General features: G+C 71.1%; 18 protein-coding genes. 11 read left to right on the top strand and 7 right to left on the bottom strand.

Annotated features, from left to right (window positions below):
- Positions 1–23: 23 nt before the first annotated feature.
- Entirely contained in the window at positions 24–575 is a 552-nt protein-coding gene (locus ACSMXO_RS04330; RefSeq protein ID WP_346259773.1) for a hypothetical protein, read from the bottom strand.
- A gap of 69 nt (positions 576–644) precedes the next feature.
- Here ACSMXO_RS04330 and ACSMXO_RS04335 point away from each other — a divergent pair, with 69 nt between their 5' ends.
- Genes ACSMXO_RS04335 through ACSMXO_RS04345 form a run of 3 tightly spaced genes read left to right on the top strand, consistent with a single transcriptional unit; the run spans position 645 to position 2,094 of the window.
- On the top strand, positions 645–980 hold the full coding sequence (locus tag ACSMXO_RS04335; protein WP_455416775.1) for a hypothetical protein: 336 nt from the start codon (positions 645–647) through the stop codon (positions 978–980).
- A complete protein-coding gene (locus tag ACSMXO_RS04340) occupies positions 980–1,684 on the top strand; it encodes a WXG100 family type VII secretion target (protein WP_346259771.1) in 705 nt (234 codons plus the stop codon). The genes ACSMXO_RS04335 and ACSMXO_RS04340 overlap by 1 nt, the downstream gene beginning before the upstream one ends.
- A gap of 47 nt (positions 1,685–1,731) precedes the next feature.
- On the top strand, positions 1,732–2,094 hold the full coding sequence (locus tag ACSMXO_RS04345) for a YbaB/EbfC family nucleoid-associated protein (protein WP_455416776.1): 363 nt from the start codon (positions 1,732–1,734) through the stop codon (positions 2,092–2,094).
- 22 nt (positions 2,095–2,116) lie between these two features.
- Here ACSMXO_RS04345 and galK read toward each other — a convergent pair whose 3' ends face one another.
- Together galK and galE are read right to left on the bottom strand one after the other, a co-directional pair.
- Positions 2,117–3,334 (bottom strand): galactokinase, encoded by a 1,218-nt coding sequence (galK, locus tag ACSMXO_RS04350; protein WP_455416777.1) that lies wholly within the window; start codon positions 3,332–3,334, stop codon positions 2,117–2,119.
- Positions 3,331–4,320 carry a UDP-glucose 4-epimerase GalE gene (gene galE, locus ACSMXO_RS04355; protein WP_455416778.1) on the bottom strand — a complete coding sequence of 330 codons (990 nt, stop codon included), beginning with the start codon at positions 4,318–4,320 and terminating at the stop codon, positions 3,331–3,333. The genes galK and galE overlap by 4 nt, the downstream gene beginning before the upstream one ends.
- Positions 4,321–4,519: 199 nt before the next feature.
- On the opposite strand from galE, the gene ACSMXO_RS04360 reads away from it, so the two are divergent.
- On the top strand, positions 4,520–5,626 hold the full coding sequence (locus ACSMXO_RS04360) for a hemolysin family protein (RefSeq protein ID WP_455416779.1): 1,107 nt from the start codon (positions 4,520–4,522) through the stop codon (positions 5,624–5,626).
- A gap of 213 nt (positions 5,627–5,839) precedes the next feature.
- On the opposite strand, the gene ACSMXO_RS04365 is transcribed toward ACSMXO_RS04360, so the two are convergent.
- Together ACSMXO_RS04365 and ACSMXO_RS04370 are read right to left on the bottom strand one after the other, a co-directional pair.
- On the bottom strand, positions 5,840–7,108 hold the full coding sequence (locus ACSMXO_RS04365; RefSeq protein WP_455416780.1) for a YCF48-related protein: 1,269 nt from the start codon (positions 7,106–7,108) through the stop codon (positions 5,840–5,842).
- A 3-nt stretch (positions 7,109–7,111) separates the two neighbouring features.
- Entirely contained in the window at positions 7,112–7,873 is a 762-nt protein-coding gene (locus ACSMXO_RS04370) for an RNA polymerase sigma factor (protein WP_346259765.1), read from the bottom strand.
- Positions 7,874–7,992: 119 nt separating this feature from the next.
- On the opposite strand from ACSMXO_RS04370, the gene trpS reads away from it, so the two are divergent.
- The 4 genes from trpS (at position 7,993) to ACSMXO_RS04390 (ending at position 11,275) form a co-directional block, all read left to right on the top strand.
- On the top strand, positions 7,993–9,018 hold the full coding sequence (trpS, locus tag ACSMXO_RS04375; protein ID WP_346259764.1) for a tryptophan--tRNA ligase: 1,026 nt from the start codon (positions 7,993–7,995) through the stop codon (positions 9,016–9,018).
- A 135-nt stretch (positions 9,019–9,153) separates the two neighbouring features.
- On the top strand, positions 9,154–9,669 hold the full coding sequence (locus ACSMXO_RS04380) for a 2'-5' RNA ligase family protein (RefSeq protein ID WP_346259763.1): 516 nt from the start codon (positions 9,154–9,156) through the stop codon (positions 9,667–9,669).
- A gap of 98 nt (positions 9,670–9,767) precedes the next feature.
- Positions 9,768–10,676, top strand: coding sequence for a YihY/virulence factor BrkB family protein (locus ACSMXO_RS04385; RefSeq protein WP_346259762.1), 909 nt, complete (start codon positions 9,768–9,770; stop codon positions 10,674–10,676).
- 152 nt (positions 10,677–10,828) lie between these two features.
- On the top strand, positions 10,829–11,275 hold the full coding sequence (locus ACSMXO_RS04390) for a hypothetical protein (protein WP_346259761.1): 447 nt from the start codon (positions 10,829–10,831) through the stop codon (positions 11,273–11,275).
- A gap of 232 nt (positions 11,276–11,507) precedes the next feature.
- Here the strand turns inward: ACSMXO_RS04390 and ACSMXO_RS04395 are convergent, their stop codons facing one another.
- Together ACSMXO_RS04395 and ACSMXO_RS04400 are read right to left on the bottom strand one after the other, a co-directional pair.
- Positions 11,508–13,154, bottom strand: a complete 1,647-nt coding sequence (locus ACSMXO_RS04395; protein WP_455416781.1) for a glycoside hydrolase family 13 protein — start codon at positions 13,152–13,154, stop codon at positions 11,508–11,510.
- 366 nt (positions 13,155–13,520) lie between these two features.
- A complete protein-coding gene (locus tag ACSMXO_RS04400) occupies positions 13,521–14,597 on the bottom strand; it encodes a LacI family DNA-binding transcriptional regulator (protein ID WP_455416782.1) in 1,077 nt (358 codons plus the stop codon).
- A gap of 228 nt (positions 14,598–14,825) precedes the next feature.
- Here ACSMXO_RS04400 and ACSMXO_RS04405 point away from each other — a divergent pair, with 228 nt between their 5' ends.
- The 3 genes from ACSMXO_RS04405 (at position 14,826) to ACSMXO_RS04415 (ending at position 18,104) form a co-directional block, all read left to right on the top strand.
- Positions 14,826–16,130 carry an extracellular solute-binding protein gene (locus ACSMXO_RS04405; RefSeq protein ID WP_455416783.1) on the top strand — a complete coding sequence of 435 codons (1,305 nt, stop codon included), beginning with the start codon at positions 14,826–14,828 and terminating at the stop codon, positions 16,128–16,130.
- 106 nt (positions 16,131–16,236) lie between these two features.
- Complete coding sequence (locus tag ACSMXO_RS04410) at positions 16,237–17,256, top strand: carbohydrate ABC transporter permease (RefSeq protein ID WP_455416784.1); 1,020 nt, start codon at positions 16,237–16,239, stop codon at positions 17,254–17,256.
- Positions 17,257–17,258: 2 nt separating this feature from the next.
- On the top strand, positions 17,259–18,104 hold the full coding sequence (locus ACSMXO_RS04415; protein WP_455416785.1) for a sugar ABC transporter permease: 846 nt from the start codon (positions 17,259–17,261) through the stop codon (positions 18,102–18,104).
- Positions 18,105–18,142: the final 38 nt, after the last annotated feature.

Consider the following 18,142-nt stretch of genomic DNA (forward strand, 5'->3'; position numbering starts at 1 on the left):
AGATCGTCGGGCCGTTTCGGCGGTCAACCAGGTGGGTGGACGACGGCCCGTCCGGCTGCCAGTCCGGCGAGCGCGACTAGAACCTGCCGGGCGTCGTGGTCGGACATCAGCGTGGTGACCACGAGCCGGGTGCCGGGTGGCATGCCGGGATAGCGGGGGTCGGCTTCGATCCAGACCAGCTTCTCCGGGCCCTGGTGTCTCGGATACACGGCGCGGACCGCCTCCCACGGCAGCCACTGTGGACGGGACAGGAAGCCGACGTTGCGCACCCAGAGGCCGGCATGGTCCGCCGCCAGCAGCGGTCCACGCCCGATGAACCGGTGGTGTCCGACCAGCACCGGAACTGCCAGCAGGAGACCCAGAGCGAGCAGCGGGATCGCGACGAGCGCCACGGTGACCCCGGGGGACGTGCCGAGGTCGCGGGTGCCGAGGTAGAGCACCGTACCGACGACGCAGCACAGCAGCAGATAGCCGGCGAAGGTGATGCCGCCGAACCAGAGCAGGAACTTTCGGCGGTCGGTCCGGACGACGAACGGCAGGTCCTCCGGGATGCGTTCGGGTCGGGCCGATGTCACGGCTACTCCTGTCGGGTTCCATCGACATTGACTGTAAGTAATACTCTTACCTAATGCTGAGGGGGGCCGATGACGGATAGCGGCTTTGTCACTGACACTGATGCACTCCGATGGTACGGCGTTAGATGCTCCGCCGTCGCCGACGATCTCGATGATCTCAATCGGCGGATCTTCCTCGGAGATGCCGTACTCGAAGATCGGGTGTGGGGCGGCAGGATGATGTATCTGGTCGCGCTTGGTTGGCACTTGGAGAGACTCGGTCAGGTCTACGAGGCGGCCCGGCGGGCGACAGCGGTCCGGAACAACAAGATCGTTCAGCAGTTGCGGATCACCGACACCAACCTGCACGAGGTCGCACGATCTTATGATCGGGCTGACCGGAGTGCCCATGGGCGATTCATCTGATGGCTCTGGTCATTCCCGCCGAGGTCCGTGAACTGTCGTCGATCGCGCGAGCGGTGGGATGTGATGATCCGCTCCGGTATCTCGAAGAGTTGTCCTGGGTCGATATCGATCGCCTCAAGGCGGTGGGCGAGAGTGTGTGGGGAGCCGGTGGAGAGAAGGCCGCTGCCCAGGTGGCGCTCGAGGAGCACGCGGAGCGGTTGACGGAGATGCTGCTGTCATCCGTGCAGGATCGCTGGACGGGCGCGGCGTACGAGCAGTTCGTCGGCTATATGGAGACGATCGAGCGGGCGATCGACGACGAGGCCGCCGCGCTACAGGTCGTCGGGTCGGCGTTGGTCGACGTTGCCGAGAGCTTCGAAGTCCGCTGGTACGAGATTGTCGGATACATCCTGGGCGTCATCGGATTGATCCTGGGAATCGCTGGTGCCGTGATCGCTGTCTACACCGGCATCACCGGAGTCGGAGCGGTGGTCGGCCTGATCGTCGGGATCGTCGGCGTCATAATCGGCGCGGTCGGTCTGATCATCGCGGGTTTCGCGTCGATACTGCCGCGGCTGGAGGCGATGACCGAGGCGATGCAGAACATCGGTCCCCGTATCCATGCCGCGACCGCCGTTGACGAACTCGGCGGCGACGACATTCCGGGGGCCTTCCCGGGCGACCATACCGCCTGGGAACCCAGGAACGAAGATCCGTATAGCTGAGCGAGGGACGGATGTTTCGAGGCGAGCATGGCCATCGACTCAACGAGATGCTCGAACGGTTCCACAACGTGCGTGACCGGCTCGGCGAGATCCAGGCCGAGGTGGCGGCGGCGGACGCTACGGCGGAGACTGCCGACGGCCTGGTGAGAGTCACCGTGGCCGCCGGAAAGATCTCGGAGTTGTGGCTCGACCCGGCTGTCTACCGAAGGCATGAGCCGCGAACGTTGGCACGCCTCATCGTGGAAACCATCGACCGTGCGCAGGGAGCGTTCAACGACTTGGTGAACGCGCGCTACCGCGAGGTGCTGGGTCCGGGTTTCGACATCCGGGACATCGCCACGACGCCAGGCAGTGAGGAGGCCGAGGAACGCATCCGGCAGACCTCTCGCCATCTGTTCGGCAGCGGCTGACCGAGCCCGACCGGTTCGGTTGTCAGCCGAGGCGTACGGCGCCCGGGCCGGGGGTCACGGTGAAGGTGGCCGGGGCGCGGAAGCCGCGTCCGGCGTACGCCTCGGTCACCGCCGACGCCACAGTCTCGGCGGCTGCCGCGTCGACCAGGGCGAGTACGCAGCCGCCGAACCCGCCCCCGGTCATCCGGGCCCCGTACGCCCCGGCGGTCAGCGCCGCCTCCACCGCGGTGTCCACCTCCGGGACGGTGATCTCGAAGTCGTCCCGCATCGAGGAGTGCGAGGCGGTCAGCAGCGGCCCGATCTCGGCCAGCCGGCCGGCGCGGAGCAGTTCGACGGTCTCCAGTACCCGCTGGTTCTCGGTGACGACGTGCCGCACCCGGCGGCGTACCGTCTCGTCGTCGAGCCGGGCCAGCGCGGCGTCGAGCCGGTCGACGGTCACGTCCCGCAACGCCGGGACCCCGAGCGCGGCGGCGGCGGACTCGCAGGCGGCGCGGCGGGCGGCGTACTCGCCGCCGACGTGCCGGTGTGGCGCGTTGCTGTCGATCACCAGGATGGCGAGCCCGGCGGCGTCGAGGTCGAACGGCACCTGCTCGACGGCGAGCGTCCGGCAGTCCAGGAAGAGCGCGTGCCCGGGCTGGCAGCGCAGCGACGCGGACTGGTCCATGATCCCGCAGGGCATTCCGGCGTAGTCGTTCTCGGCCCGCTGGGCCAGCGCCGGCCGGTCGGCCAGTGGCAGGTCCAGTTCGCCGAGGTCGGCCAGGGCGGTGAGCACGGCGGACTCCAGCGCCGCCGAGGAGGAGAGTCCGGCACCGAGCGGTACGTCGGAGGCGATGGCCAGCCGGGCCACCGGTACGTCGTGCCCGGCCTCGCGCAGCGCCCAGACCACTCCGGCGACGTACGCCCCCCAGCCGGCCACCCGGCCCGGTTCGGCGGCGTCGGCCCGGCCGAACGAGAGCCGTTCACCGGCCTGCTCGGACCAGACCGTCCAGCGCCGTCCCTTCTCCGGTGCGGCGGCGACGACGGTGCGCTGCGGCAGCGCGAACGGCAGCACGAAGCCGTCGTTGTAGTCGGTGTGCTCGCCGATCAGGTTGACCCGGCCGGGTGCCGCCCACACTCCAGCGGGGCGTTCGGCGTACTCGCTGAGGAAGCCGGCGGTGGCGCGCTCGGTGACCGGCCCGGCCGGCCGGTCCGGGTGGTTGGTGGTGGCCGGGCGGTGCGTGGTCTCGGGAGTGCCGGTCACGACGCCGCCCCGCCGAGGATCTGCTCCTGGTAGAACGTCCAGGCGTCGGCGACGATCTCCGGCAGGGCCGGCTTGGCCGGAGTCCAGCTGAGGTCGGTCCGGGCGCGTTCGGCGGAGGCGACCAGCGCGGCCGGGTCGCCGGCGCGGCGCGGCGCCGTCTCGACCGGCACCGGGTGCCCGGTCACCTCGCGGACCGCCTCCACCACCTGGCGGTTGGAGAAGCCGCAGCCGTTGCCGAGGTTGAAAACCTGGTGCGCGCCGGGCTTGGCGGCCTCCAGCGCGAGCAGGTGGGCCCGGGCCAGGTCCTCGACGTGGATGTAGTCCCGGACGCAGGTGCCGTCCTCGGTCGGGTAGTCGTCGCCGAAGAGTTGCAACTTGTCCCGGCGGCCGGCGGCGACCTGGAGGGCGATCGGGATCAGGTGCGTCTCCGGTTCGTGCCGCTCGCCGAGCGCCACCCCGGGGCGCAGGTACGCCCCGGCGACGTTGAAGTAGCGCAGCGAGACCGCCGCCAGTCCGTGTGCGGTGGCCATCGAGGTGAGCGCCATGTCGACGGCGAGCTTGGTGGCGCCGTACGTGCTGGTCGGCAGCGGAGTGCTGGTCTCCTTGATCGGCGTCTCGGTCGGGTTGCCGTAGACGGCGGCGGTGGAGGAGAAGACGATCCGGGGCACCCCGGCCAGCCGGGCGGCGTCCAGCAGCGCCAGCGAGCCGACCGTGTTCACCTGCCAGTAGAGCTCCGGCTTGACCATCGACTCCCCGGCGGCGATCAGCGCGGCGAAGTGCAGGACGCCGTCGAAGCCGGAGTCGGGGGTCAGCACTCCGGCGACGTCGGCGACGTCGGCCTGGACGAAGGTGGCCTCCGGGGCCAGCGCCTCGGCGTGTCCGGTACGCAGGTCGTCCAGGACCACCACCTCGTGCCCGGCGTCGAGCAGCAGCCGGGTGACGACGCTGCCGACGTAACCCGCACCTCCGGTGACGAGCAGTTTCACGCCTGTGCCTTTCTGCTTCGGTACGACGGATGCCGCGCTGGCTCCGGTGCCGATTCCGTATCGGCTTCGTGTTCGGCGCCGGGCCCCCAGCATTTCACCATGTTCTGTCAATTCTGCACAGAGTCGAACATCGGCCGGTGGGGTGCACGGGTGGCGGAGGTGCCCACATCGGGTACCTCCGGTGTCTACCATCCTTGGCATGCGGGACGGCGGCAGTACCGGGCCCCGGCGACGATCGTCGGGGCGTACTCGACGGCAACCGGGTCCACTCGCGCGGGCCCTGGCCCGGATCATCGTACGGGCGGCGGACGGCTCGACCCGGCTGGTCACCGCGCTGCTCGGGGCCAGCCCGACGGCCGGTCGGGAGCAGATCAGCGAGGCCGAACTCCGGGACCTGGTCGCCGCGAACACCCGGCTCGACCCGGTCGAACGGCGGATCATCGACGAGGTACTCGTGGCCGGCGCCAGCCTGGTCCGGGAGGTGATGATGCCCCGGACCGAGGTGGTCTTCCTGGCCGCCGGACTGACTCTCAAGGAGGCAGCCCAACTCGTCCGGGTCGAGACCCACACCCGGTATCCGGTGGTCGACGGCACCTCCGACGACGTGGTCGGCTTCGTGCACCTGCGCGACGTACTGCTCCGGCCGGACGACGACACCTGCACCACGATCGGGGACCTGACCCGGGAGGTGAAGAAGATCCCGGGCAGCAAGCGGGTGCTGGCGGCGCTGACCGAGATGCGCCGCGAGCGGCACCACCTCGCGGTCGTGATCGACGAGTACGGCGGCACGGCCGGGATCGTCACCCTGGAGGACCTGATCGAGGAGCTGGTCGGCGAGATCCACGACGAGTACGACAGCGCGCCCGACCCGGTGTCGACCGGCGGCCCGACCGAGGTGGACGGCCGGCTCAACCTCGCCGACTTCGCCGAACGGGTCGGCATCGCCCTGCCACCCGGCCCGTACGAGACGGTCGGCGGCTTCGTGATGGCCGCCCTGGGCCGGTTGCCGGTCTGCGGTGACGAGGTGCCGGTGCCCGGCGCGGAGGAGCCCGGCGTGGCCGGCAACGGCGGTGGGCCGGGCCGCCCGGCGGGTGGGTTCCGCAACGGTGCCGACCCGGACGGCGGCTCCGGCGCGGGCGGCTGGCTGCTCCGGGTGCTGGCGGTGGAGGGCCGCCGGGTGGCCCGGGTCGGTGTCTCGGTGGCCCGGCTGCCGGAGCAACAGCGCGCCAGCGTGCCGGCCGCACGCACCGACGGGGAGCCCGGCGAGGCATCCGAGTCCTCGCCCGGCTCGGCCGACCTCGGGTGACTCGTTCGGCTGGCCCCGGGTGACTCGTTCGGCTGGCCCCGGGTGACTCGTTCGGCTGGCCCCGGGTGACTCGTTCGGCTGGCCCCGGGTGACTCGTTCGGCCGACCTCGGGTGACTCGTTCGGTCGGGCCCCGGGTGACTCGCCAGTCTCGGATCGCCGGGATCGGCGGCGCTCAGACGATCTGGAATTCGATCGGATGATCTCGAATCCGGTCAGATGATCTGGAGTTTGCGCCAGGTGGCGCCGTCGGCCGAGTAGGCCGCCCAGCCGGAACCGAACAGGTCGTAGGCGAGGTAGCCGGCGACGGTCCGCTCCAGCCGGGCGAGCGGAGGCAGGCTCCCGCCGGCCCGCTGGAACGTCACCCCGTCGTCGGCGCTCAGGTAGAGCTGCCGGTCGGTGCCGGTCACCAGCAGCCGGCCGTCCAGCAGCGGCACCAGCGCACCGGAGAGCCCCGCCGGCAGCCCCGACGAGCCGGACCGGCTCCGGGTGAAGGTCCGGCCACCGTCGGCGGAGTGGTGCAGGGCCAGCAGCCGCCGGTCGGTGCCGAGCACCGCCGCGTACGCCTGGCTGCCCAGGCTGGCCACTTCGACGGTACCGGCCGAGACGCCGGTGCCCGGCAGTTCCACCGTCCGCCAGCGTGCTCCCCGGTCCCGGGTGATCGCCACCGCGGGGTGGCCGTTCCGGAAGCCGCCCACCCACCAGGCGCCGTCGGCACCGGCCGCCGGTGCCACCCAGCAGACGTCGAGATCGGGTGAGGTCGCCGGGGCGCCCGCCCGAGCCAGCTCCGGTCGCCACACCTCCACGTCCAGGCCGCACCGCCCGCCGCCCGGCCCGGCCCGGAGCAGGTCGCCCCGGACCGCCGGCACCTGGCCGGTCCCGTCCCCGGTCCCGACCTCCCGCCAGCTCCGTCCCTCGTCCGTGGAGGCGTACGCCCCGCCGGGGTGGCTGACCAGCAGCCGTCCGCCTGGGAAGGCGGCCAGGTCCAGGCTGCGCTGCCCGGCGCTGCCGGCCGGCAGTTCACTGTGTTCCCAGCTCGCGCCGCCGTCCGAGGTCCGGGCCAGGTTGGCCGGGCAGGGCTCGGCGGCCCCGCAGCGGGCCAGCAGGTAGCCGTGGTCCGGGTCGACGAACTCGACGTCGCTGATCGTCCCCGGCACGTGTGCCACGGCGGCCGTGGTGAGCCCGTTGATGGTGATGCCGGCACCGGTGTAGACCGGACCGCCGGGTGGTGCGCCCGCCACCGGCGGCGGCACCGGGTCGGTGCCGTCGCCCGTCCACGGCTGGAGCGCCACGGTCGCCACCACCGCCAGGCTGAGCAGGGCGGCGCCCCCGGCCGCACCGGCCGCGTGCCGCCGACGGCGCCGGGTCGCCGCGCGGTCCCGGATCCGGGCCAGTGGCGGCTGGTCGATGCTGTCCAGCAGCGTCGCCCGGCCGCGTGCCAGCCGTACGTCGAGGTCCGGGCCGGAGAAATCTCGGTCAGGCATCTCTCACCCCGGTCGCACCGCCGGCCGTACCCGGGCCGGTGGTTCGGTCCTGGCGGCCATCGGATCCGGCCGGCCGGCCGGACTGTCCGCACTGTCGGCCGGAGGGTCCGTCCGGCCCTCCGGTCCCGGCGTCGAGGCGGGCCCGCCGGTGCCCTGGTAGTCGCCGAGTTGGACGGCGAGCGCCGAACGCCCCCGGGACAGCCGGGACTTCACCGTGCCGGTCGGTACCCCGAGCACGGTGGCGATCTCCTCGACCGGCAGGTCGGCGAAGTAGTGCAGCACGATCACCTCCCGATAGCTGACCGGCAAGCCGGCCAGGGCCTCCCGCAGGTCGGTCCGCTCGGGTCCGGGAGCGGCCTCGACCAGTCGGGTCACCGGACGGTCCCGCAGCAGGATGGTGTCCAGCAGTTGGCGTCGCCGCCAGCGGCGGCGTACGACGTTGACCGCGACCGTACGCAGCCACGCCTCGGGGTTGTCGACGTCGGTCAACCCCTGCGGCCGGGCGATCGCCCGGGCGAACGCCTCCTGCACCACGTCCTGCGCCTCGGTCAGGTCCGTGGTGAACGCGTAGACCTGCGCGACCAGTCGCCGGTAGCAGGCGTGGTACAGCTCGCCCATCGCCTCGTCCACCGCGCCCCGCTCGCCGCCGGAGGAGCGTCCGCCCCGCTGCCGTACCAAGCGCTGTCCCTCCCGGCCGGGCGGTACGCCGCACCCGGGTACGGCGGAGCCGCCGACCGACTCCGGTTTCAGGGTACGAGTCCGCACCGGTGCGCCCGGTTCCCCGGATTCCCGCTCGACCGCGCCGCACCGCCGCGGTGCGACCGGGGCGGAATGGCACGGGGGCGTCGGGACACGCTCCCGCGGTTGCTGTCAGAATTGCCGGCATGTCCGACGCTCCTGCCCGGCCCCGGGTGCTCTCCGGGATCCAGCCGACCGCCGACTCGTTCCACGTGGGCAACTACCTGGGTGCGGTACGCAACTGGGTGGCGATGCAGGAGACGCACGACACCTTCTACAGCGTGGTGGACCTGCACGCGATCACCGCCGGGCACGACCCGGTCGCGCTGCGGCACTCCACCCGGGTCGCGGCGGCGCAGCTTTTCGCCGTCGGGCTGGACCCGGAGCGGACCACCCTCTTCGTCCAGTCCCAGGTGCCGGAGCACGCCCAGCTCGCCTGGGTGCTGAGCTGCATCACCGGGTTCGGCGAGGCGAGCCGGATGACCCAGTTCAAGGACAAGTCGGTGAAGCAGGGTGCCGACCGGTCCAGCGTCGGGCTCTTCACCTACCCGATCCTGCAGGCCGCCGACATCCTGCTCTACCAGGCCGACGCGGTGCCGGTCGGCGAGGACCAGCGGCAGCACCTGGAGCTGACCCGCGACCTGGCGCAGCGGTTCAACACCCGGTTCGGCCGGACCTTCACCGTGCCGGCGCCGCACATCGTCCGGGACACCGCGAAGATCACGGACCTTCAGGACCCGACGGCCAAGATGTCGAAGTCGTCCTCGTCGCCGGCCGGGATCATCATGCTGCTGGACGACCCGGCGAAATCGGCCAAGAAGATCCGGTCGGCGGTGACCGACACCGGCCGGGACATCCTCTTCGATCCGGAGCGGAAGCCGGGGGTCTCCAACCTGCTGGTCATCTATTCCGCGCTGACCGGCCGGAGCATCGACGAGCTGGTCGAGGCGTACGCGGGCAAGGGCTACGGGGACCTGAAGAAGGACCTGGCCGAGGTGGTGGCGGAGTTCGTCCGGCCGATCCAGCAGCGCACCCAGAGTTACCTCGATGATCCGGCGCAGCTCGACAAGCTGCTGGCGATCGGCGCGGAGAAGGCCCGCGCGGTCGCCTCGGTCACGCTGCGCGAGGCGTACGACCGGGTGGGGTTCCTGCCCGGCACCCGGAACGGCTGAGCCCGCCGGACGCCCCGGCGGGGCTCAGACCGCCGGGTACCGGGACGTGGTCGCCGGGCGGCGCGCTGCCGCCCGGTGCGGTGAGTGGAGCGGAGTGTGGTTGTCACGGACGGATCGCAGGATCCGGGAACTCCGATGACCCGGGTCGGGATCGCCGTGGACGTCCCGGAGCCGTGGTGTGAGTTCCTCACCCGACGGCGGGCGGAGGCCGGTGACCCGCAGGCCGCGTACGTGCCGGCGCATCTGACGCTGCTCGGGCCGACCGACGTACCCCTGGCGAGCCTGCCGGCGGTGGAGCGGCACCTGGCCGAGGTGGCCGCCGCGCACCGGCCGTACCTGCTGCACCTGCGCGGTACCGGCACCTTCCGGCCGATCACCGAGGTGGTCTTCGTGGTGGTGGCCGCCGGGATCAGCGAGTGCGAGCTGCTCGCCGCGGCGATCGGCCGGGCGCCCGAGCTGCGCCGGGAGAGCCGTTTTCCGTACCATCCGCACGTCACGGTCGCCCAGGACGTCGCACCGGAGGCGCTGGACCAGGTGTACGAGGACCTGGCCGACTTCTCCGCCCTGTTCAAGGTCGAGAAGTTCACCCTCTTCTCGCACAGCGGCGACGCCCGCTGGCAGCCCCGCCGGGACTTCCCGCTCGGCGGCTGAGTCCCGCCGAGAGCCGGGAAGCCGTTCACGACGCGGCGGTGCCGGCGTGGCGGGTCGAGCGGGCCCCGCGTCGGGTGGTGATGGGCAAGGATGGCGGCGTGAACGCGTTCGAGCGGGCGGTGCTGCGCGTCGACGCGCGGCTGACGGCGTACCGCCGGCAGTCCCCGTGGTTCGACCACCTCGCCCGGGCGGTGGGCCGCTACACCGACGTGCTCGGCGCCCGGTTGGCGGCGGCGATCGCCTACTACGGCTTCTTCGCGGTCTTCGCCCTCGGCCTGGTGGCGTACGCGGTGCTGGGCGCGCTGCTCGGGGACAGCGCGGAGAGCGGCGAGGTGATAGTCGGGTTCCTCACCCGGAACCTGCCGTTCGTCGACCCCGAGCAGATCCGGCAGAGCAGCAGCCGCCCCGGGGTCATCGGGTTGATCCTGCTGGCGGTCACCGGCATCGGCTGGGTCGAGTCGATCCGCTCCTCGCAGCGGTTGATCCACGGTCTGGCCCAGCATCCGGGCTACCTCGTGCTGCGCCAACTCGTCGACCTGGCCGTACTGCTGGTGATCTTCGTGTTGCTCGGGCTCTCGATCGGTGCCGTGGACGCGCTGGAGTCGCTGCTGAGCTGGCTGCTGGGCGCACGTTCGATCGGGCTCACGATCTGTAGCTGGTTCCTGGCGTTTCTGATCAACATGCTGCTGGCCTCGGCGCTGCTGCTCGCCGTACCGAGGCTGCGGATGAGTTTCCGGCGGTGGCTGCCGGCGGTGCTGCTGGTGGCGGTGGGCGTGACGCTGCTGAACTCGGTCGGCCGGTACTACGTGGTGCGCTGGGAGCGGAATCCGGCGTACACGGTGGTGGCCGGCGCGGTCGGCCTGCTGATCTATCTCTATCTGCTCAACCAGTTGCTGCTGTTCGGCGCGGCGCTCGCGGCGACCAGCCACCAGGGGAGGGTCCGCGACCTGGCCGGGGCGCCGGAGGTGCCCGATCCGGCCCGGCCGCACCCACCGTCGACCGAATGAGTCGGCGACCGGCTGTGGATGGCGGCCAGAGCTGTGGGTGACGGCCGGCTGTGGGCGGCAACCGGGCGTGATCGGTCCCGGAGAAAGAGACCAGAACTACGATTCGGGCAAAAGCCACTAATGGTGTGTGGATCGCCGCGATGATGAGTCGCGTGGGCGCACTAGTGACGTTGGAACTGCCGGACGACTCCCCGATCCTCGCCCTGCCCTGGATCATCACGTTCGGCCCGCTCGACGACGACGAGGAGTGGGAGCCGGTGGTCTGCGGCCCGTACGAGCGGCCCCACGCCCTGGCGCTGGCCGAGTCGGTGGTGGCCGACGAGGAGCTGATGGCGGTGGTCGAGCCGCTGCTGCCCCGGGTCTCCGCCGAGGAGATCCGGGCCGAGATCGCCGCCGCGCAGATCGCGGTCGAGGCCGAGGACGAGGCGGCGGACCTCGACGACACCAGCATCTACGGCGACTACGAGGACCTCGGCGAGGAGGAGGTGATCGGCGAGAGCACCCGAGCGCCGGCGCAGCCCCGGCAACCCCCGGACCCCACCGAGGTACGCGCCGGCATCGCCCGGATCGCCGCGATGCTCACCCGCCCCTCCCCCTGACGGGCGGCTCCGGGCACACCCACCCCACCGGATCGGGGAATCTCGACGGGGTTCCCACCCCACTGAGACTCCCGCACACCATTCCGGGCAGAGTCCGGGGTGGTGTGACGCACCGGTGCTCCGGGAGTGCGCTCCCGGAGCACCGGTACCACCATCCCCTCCACCACAAAGGGGCCGCCGCCCCAGCCGCCCGTCGGCGCGGAGCGCGGCGGACGACCAGGTCGATAGGGAGTTACCCGGTTACCGGCCGGATGAACCACCCGGCCGCGTCGGTCGGCAGCCGAGCCGGGTCGTCGGTCGCGCCCGGCGGCTGGCTGCGCAGGATCGGCGTCCCGTACCCGTCGACACCCACCGGCTCGTCGCCGAAGTTGACCACGCAGACCAGCTCCGCCGAACCGGCCCCCGCCGGCCGGCTGAAGGCGAGCGCTCCCGGCTCGCTGCCCAGCCAGGTCACCTGGCCCGGTTCGGTCGCACCGCCGACCGGCGCGTGTTCGCGCCGCAGCCGCAGCGCCGTCCGGTAGAGCTCCAGGGTCGAGTCCGGGGCGCCGGTCTGGGCGGCGACCGAGAGGGCCCGCCAGGTGGGCGGGGCCGGCAACCAGGTCGGGGCACCACCGGCCGGGCCGAAGCCGTACGGCGGGACGTCGCCGCCCCACGGCAGCGGTACCCGGCAGCCGTCCCGGCTCTCGCCGGTGCGCCGGAACGCGGGATCCTGACGCAGCTCGTCCGGCAGGTCGAGCACCTCCGGCAGGCCGAGTTCCTCCCCCTGGTAGAGGTAGACGCTGCCGGGCAGCGCGAGCATCAGCAGGGCGGCCGCGCGGGCCCGACGCAGCCCGAGGGCGCCGTCGCCGTACCGGGTGACGTGCCGCTGCTTGTCGTGGTTGGACAGTACCCAGGTGGTCGGCGCGCCGACGATCGCCGACTCGGCCAGCGCGGTGTCGACCACCTTGCGGAACGAGTCGGCCGACCAGGTGGCGTCGAGGAAGTCGAAGTTGAACGCCTGGTGCAGTTCGTCCGGCCCGACGTACCGGGCCAGCCGCTGCGGGGTCTCGGCCCACGCCTCGGCGACCGCCATCCGGCCGCCCGGGTAGCTGTCCAGGATGGGCCGCCAGGCCCGGTAGATGTCGTGCACCTCGTCCTGGTCGAAGTAGGGCAGCCGGGCCCGGCCGAGCAACTCGACCTGGCGCTGACCGGCCGGGACGCCGTCGCCGACGTCCGGCAGCCCGTCCGCCTTGATCATCCCGTGTGCCACGTCGATCCGGAACCCGTCCACCCCGCGGTCGAGCCAGAACCGCAGCACGTCTTCGAACTCGGCGCGTACCTCGGGGTGCCGCCAGTTCAGGTCGGGCTGGGCCGGGTCGAAGAGGTGCAGGTACCACTGGCCGTCCGGCACCCGGGTCCAGGCCGGGCCGCCGAAGATCGACTTCCAGTCGTTCGGCGGGAGTGCGCCGTCCGGTCCCCGGCCGTCCCGGAACAGGTAGCGGTCTCGTTCGGCCGAGCCGGGTGGGCTGGCCAGGGCGGCGACGAACCACGGGTGCACGTCCGAGGTGTGGTTCGGCACGATGTCGACGATGATCCGCAGCCCCAGCGCGTGCGCGTCGGTGATCATGTGGTCGAAGTCGTCGAGCGTGCCGAAGATCGGGTCGACGTCCCGGTAGTCGGCCACGTCGTAGCCGCCGTCCACCATCGGCGAGCGGTAGAACGGGGTCAGCCAGAGCGCGTCCACGCCGAGGTCGCGCAGGTACGGCAGTCGGCTGCGTACTCCGGCCAGGTCACCGATGCCGTCACCGTCGTCGTCGGCGAAGCTGCGGACGTACACCTGGTAGACCACCGCGGACTTCCACCAGTCCTCGGGCCGGCTCGGTGCGGGGGAGGCGCTCATGCCGGCACTCCGCTTCGCTGCGTGCCGTCATGAGGCACATCCGCGCTGAATTGGCTGATTCGCTCGCTGCGCTCGCTCATGCCGGCACTCCGCTTCGCTGCGTGCCGTCATGAGGCACATCCGCGCTGAATTGGCTGATTCGCTCGCTGCGCTCGCTCATGCCGGCACTCCGCTTCGCTGCGTGCCGTCATGAGGCACATCCGCGCTGAATTGGCTGATTCGCTCGCTGCGCTCACTCATGCGGGGGTGTCCGTTCGTCGGGCGTGGAACGCGGGGCGGATCAGAGCAGGATGCCGGGCCGCGCCTGAAAGAGTCAAGCAGTTCTTGCGCAAGAAGTTGCCGGGCGACTCCGCAGGGCGGTCCGGTTCAGACCGGCAGCGGCAGGTCGGCGGCCGGCGGCCGGGGCTCGTCCACCGGCTTGTCCAGCACCCCCGGTACGACCGCGGTCGAGCCGCGCACCACCAGCTCGGGCCGGAAGATGTACTCCGAGTGCGGCGCCGCGTGCCCGTGGATCTCGTCGACCAGTGCGCGTACCGCCGCGACCGCCATCGCGGTGACCGGCTGCCGCATCGTGGTCAGCGGCGGGTCGGTGAACGCCATCAGCGGCGAGTCGTCGTAACCGACCACGGAGAGGTCGGCCGGCACCGACAGGCCGCGCTGCCGGGCCGCCCGGATCGCGCCCAGCGCCATCAGGTCGGAGCCGCAGACCAGCCCGGTCACGCCCCGGTCGAGCAGCCGCGCGGCGGCCACCTCGCCACCCTCCACACCGAACAGCGACAGCTCGGCCAACTCGTCCAACTCGGCGTCGGGGAGCCCGACCAGCCGCTTCATCGCGGCCTTGAAGCCGGTCACCCTGCGCTGCACCGGCACGAACCGGCCGGGCCCGGTGATCAGGCCGATCCGGCGGTGCCCGAGCGCGACCAGGTGGGCCACGGCCAACTCGCCGGCCTCCCGGTCGTCGCAGGAGACGAAGGGCGCCGGCAGGCCGGGCTGGTAGCCGTTGACCAGCACGATCGGCAGCGGCCGGGCGATCAGCGTGCGGTAGCGCGCGGTGTCGGCGGCGGTGTCGGCGTGCAGGCCGGAGACGAAGACGATCCCGGAGACCTGCCGGTCCAGCAGCATCTCGACGTACTCGTCCTCGGTGACCCCGCCCGGGGTCTGGGTGCAGAGCACCGAGGTGTAGCCGGCCTGCGCCAGCCCTGACTCGACGACCTGGGCGAAGGCCGGGAAGATGGGGTTCTCCAGCTCCGGCACCACCAGCCCGACCAGCCCGGCGCTGCGTTTGCGCAGCCGGGCGGGGCGTTCGTAGCCGAGTACGTCGAGCGCGGTGAGTACAGCCTGCCGGGTCTCCGGCGCCACCCCGGGGCGGTCGTTGAGCACCCGCGACACCGTGGCCTCGCTCACCTCGGCCTGCTGGGCGATGTCGGCCAGTCGTGCACGCATGGCGGAACTGTAGCCCACGAGTCGTTTCTTGCGTAGGCCACGGCAAGTACTTGCAGAGGGGTCTGGCGTGCGGTTGAGCCGATGATAAGGCAACTTCAAGGGGGCGAGTCGGCCTGTCTGGGCGCCCACTGGCGCCGGTTGTTGCAAGGAGATTTGCAAGGGGTTTCGTAATCGGCAACTCCTTGCTACTGTCCCGCCGATACCCGGCCGGCAGACTAGGAGCGCTAGATGCGTCGCACAGCCAGAGGGATCGTCGTACTCGCCTGCACGACCCTTGCTCTGACGCTCGCCGCCTGCGGCGGCGAGGACGACCCGTCGGGGGAGTCGGGCCAGAAGACCGACCCCGCCGCCCTGAAGGCGGACCTGACCTGGTGGGACACTTCGGACCCGAAGAACGAGGGACCGGCCTTCCAGGAACTCGTCGCGAAGTTCAACCAGACGTACCCGAACGTCAAGATTAATTACCAGTCGGTGCCGTTCGGCGAGGCCCAGAACAAGTTCAAGACCGCGGCCCAGGCCAAGACCGGTGCCCCGGACATCCTGCGCGCCGAGGTGGCCTGGGTGCCGGAGTTCGCCTCGCTCGGCTATCTCTACGCCCTCGACGGTTCGGAGCTGACCAGCGACGAGTCCGACTTCCTCGCCACCCCGCTCTCGGCGGACAAGTACGACGGCAAGACGTACGGTGTGCCGCAGGTGACCGACTCGCTCGCGCTGCTCTACAACAAGGAACTGCTGACCAAGGCCGGCATCGCCACCGCACCGGCGACCTGGGCCGACCTGAAGGCCGCCGCGCTGGCGGTCAAGCAGAAGACCGGTGTGGACGGCGTCTACGTCAACCCGGCCGGCTACTTCATGCTGCCCTTCATGTACGGCGAGGGCGGCGACCTGGTCGACGCCCAGGCGAAGAAGATCGTCGTCAACTCGGCGCAGAACGTCGCCGGACTGAACGTCGCCAAGGACCTCATCGCCAGCGGTGCGGCGCCGAAGCCGGCCGCCAACGACGCGTACGGCACCATGATGACCCTCTTCAAGGAGAAGAAGGTCGCGATGATCGTCAACGGGCCGTGGGAGGTCAACAACATCAAGAACGCGCCGACCTTCGGCGGGCTGGAGAACCTCGGCATCGCCCCGGTCCCGGCCGGCTCGGCCCGGGCCGGTGCGCCGGTCGGCGGGCACAACTACGTGGTCTGGTCCGGCATGCCGCAGGAGAAGGTCGAGGCGGCGATCGCGTTCGTCAAGTTCATGAGTTCGGCGGAGTCGCAGGGCTTCCTCGCCGACCGGCTCGGCCTGCTGCCGACCCGCAAGTCGGCGTACGAGCTCGACACGGTGAAGAACAACCCGGTCATCTCGGCGTTCCGGCCGGTGGTCGAGTCGGCGGTGCCGCGGCCGTGGATCCCCGAGGGTGGCCAGTTCTTCGGCCCGCTCGACCAACTGGCCACCCAGGTACTGGTGCAGAACAAGGACCCGAAGGCGGCACTGGACGAGGTTGCCGGGAAGTACAAGTCCGAGGTCGTACCGTCGTACGGCATGTGATCCGATCATCGGCGCCGGCCCCGGCCGGCGTACCCGTCCGGCACCTGGCGGGGCCGACCGGCGCTGGCCGGCGGCCCTGCCGGGCTCCCTTCCAGGAGCGCTGCTGATGACCACCCTGACCGCCGGCCCGGCGCCGGCGCCCGCGCCGCCCGGACGCCGGCCCGCCGGCCCGTCCCGGCTGCGCCGAAGCTGGGACAAGCACTGGTACGCCTGGGCGATGGTGCTGCCGGTGGTGCTGGTGCTGGCGGTACTGATCTTCTATCCACTGGTCCGCGGCATCTGGCTCTCGCTGACCGACCTGACCGAGGCCAACCAGCTCGCCGAGGTCTGCACCAGGTCGATCACCGGCGGGGAGATCTGCAAGGAGAACCCCAACCGGTGGGAGTTCGTCGGGCTGGACAACTACGCCCGGGTACTCACCGGCGGAGTGGGCGAGTTCTGGCAGTGGACCGGAGTCACGCTGATCTGGACCTCGGTCTGCGTGACCTTCCACTACGGGCTCGGGCTGGGACTGGCCACCATGCTCAACCGGCCGATGCGGCTGCGCGGCCTCTACCGGGTACTGCTGGTGCTGCCGTGGGCGGTGCCGGCCTTCGTCAGTGCCTTCGCCTGGAAGTTCATCTTCAACGAGCGGTTCGGGCTGGCCAACTCGCTGCTCACCGCCGTCGGCGTCGACCCGGTCGACTGGTTCGCCAACCGGTGGACCTCGCTCTCCACCGCGATCGTCACCAACATCTGGCTCGGGGTGCCGTTCATGATGGTGGCGCTGCTCGGCGGCATGCAAACCATCCCCGCCGAGCTGTACGAGGCGGCCGAGATCGACGGCGCCAGCCCGTGGCAGCGGTTCGTCAACATCACCCTGCCCGGCCTGCGCCCGGTCAGCATGACGGTGCTGCTGCTCGGCACCATCTGGACCTTCAACATGTTCCCGATCATCTTCCTGGTCACCGAGGGGCAGCCGGCCGGCCAGACCGACATCCTGGTGACCGGCGCCTACCGGGCCGCCTTCGAGGGGATCCGGAACTACTCGCTCGCCTCGACCTACGGGGTGCTGATCCTGTCGATCCTGCTCGTCTTCTCGATCTTCTACCGGCGGGCACTGCGCAAGCAGGGCGAGGTGTGGTAACGATGAACCGATCCGCGCGTACCGGCCGGAGCCCGCTGCGGTCGGTGGGGCTGCACGCCACGCTGATCGTCGCCTCGCTGATCGCGGTCGGCCCGATCCTCTGGGTGCTGCTCTCCTCCTTCAAACCGGGGTACGCGGTGCAGAGCAGCGAACTCACCCTGGTCAAGGACCCGACGCTGGCCAACTACGCGTACGTGCTGGGCGAGACCAACTTCCTGCGCTGGTTCGGCAACTCGGTGCTGGTCGCCGCGTTCACCATGCTCTTCGGGATCTTCCTGGCCGCCACCACCGGCTACGCGGTCTCCCGGTTCAACTTCCCGGGCCGCCGGCCACTGATGACGGTCTTCCTGGTCACCCAGATGTTCCCGTTCGCCATCCTGATCGTGCCGATCTACATGATCATGGCCCGGCTTGGGCTGATCAACACGCCGGCCTCGCTGGTCATCGCCAACCTGACCATCGCGGTGCCGTTCTGCGCCTGGATGCTCAAGGGCTACTTCGACTCCATCCCCACCGCCCTGGACGAGGCGGCGGCGATCGACGGCTGCGGGCCGTACGGCATCTTCTGGCGGGTGGTGCTGCCGCTGGCCCGCCCGGCGCTGGCGGTCACCGGCTTCTACGCCTTCCTCACCGCCTGGGGCGAGGTGGCGTACGCCTCGGCGTTCATCCAGGAGGACCGGAACTTCACCCTGGCGTACGGGCTCCAGCAGTTCGTACCCCAGTTCAACCCGCAGTGGGAGTACCTCACCTCGGCGGCGGTGCTGGTCACCATCCCGGCCGGCCTGGTCTTCCTCTACGCCCAACGGCACCTGGTCTCCGGGCTGACCGGCGGCGGCACCAAGGGGTGACCCGTTCCGACGGTGCTGACGCCGCCCGAGGACGGCCG

Source organism: Plantactinospora sp. DSM 117369, assembly GCF_053764795.1.

Bases quoted from the DNA above. Each gene is read 5' to 3' on its own strand.
- ACSMXO_RS04335 (WP_455416775.1), top strand. From the start codon at position 645: ATGACGGATAGCGGCTTTGTCACTGACACTGATGCACTCCGATGGTAC.
- ACSMXO_RS04340 (WP_346259771.1), top strand. From the start codon at position 980: ATGGCTCTGGTCATTCCCGCCGAGGTCCGTGAACTGTCGTCGATCGCG.
- ACSMXO_RS04345 (WP_455416776.1), top strand. From the start codon at position 1,732: ATGCTCGAACGGTTCCACAACGTGCGTGACCGGCTCGGCGAGATCCAG.
- ACSMXO_RS04360 (WP_455416779.1), top strand. From the start codon at position 4,520: ATGCGGGACGGCGGCAGTACCGGGCCCCGGCGACGATCGTCGGGGCGT.
- ACSMXO_RS04365 (WP_455416780.1), bottom strand. From the start codon at position 7,108: ATGCCTGACCGAGATTTCTCCGGCCCGGACCTCGACGTACGGCTGGCA.
- trpS (WP_346259764.1), top strand. From the start codon at position 7,993: ATGTCCGACGCTCCTGCCCGGCCCCGGGTGCTCTCCGGGATCCAGCCG.
- ACSMXO_RS04380 (WP_346259763.1), top strand. From the start codon at position 9,154: ATGACCCGGGTCGGGATCGCCGTGGACGTCCCGGAGCCGTGGTGTGAG.
- ACSMXO_RS04395 (WP_455416781.1), bottom strand. From the start codon at position 13,154: ATGAGCGCCTCCCCCGCACCGAGCCGGCCCGAGGACTGGTGGAAGTCC.
- ACSMXO_RS04400 (WP_455416782.1), bottom strand. From the start codon at position 14,597: ATGCGTGCACGACTGGCCGACATCGCCCAGCAGGCCGAGGTGAGCGAG.
- ACSMXO_RS04405 (WP_455416783.1), top strand. From the start codon at position 14,826: ATGCGTCGCACAGCCAGAGGGATCGTCGTACTCGCCTGCACGACCCTT.
- ACSMXO_RS04410 (WP_455416784.1), top strand. From the start codon at position 16,237: ATGACCACCCTGACCGCCGGCCCGGCGCCGGCGCCCGCGCCGCCCGGA.
- ACSMXO_RS04415 (WP_455416785.1), top strand. From the start codon at position 17,259: ATGAACCGATCCGCGCGTACCGGCCGGAGCCCGCTGCGGTCGGTGGGG.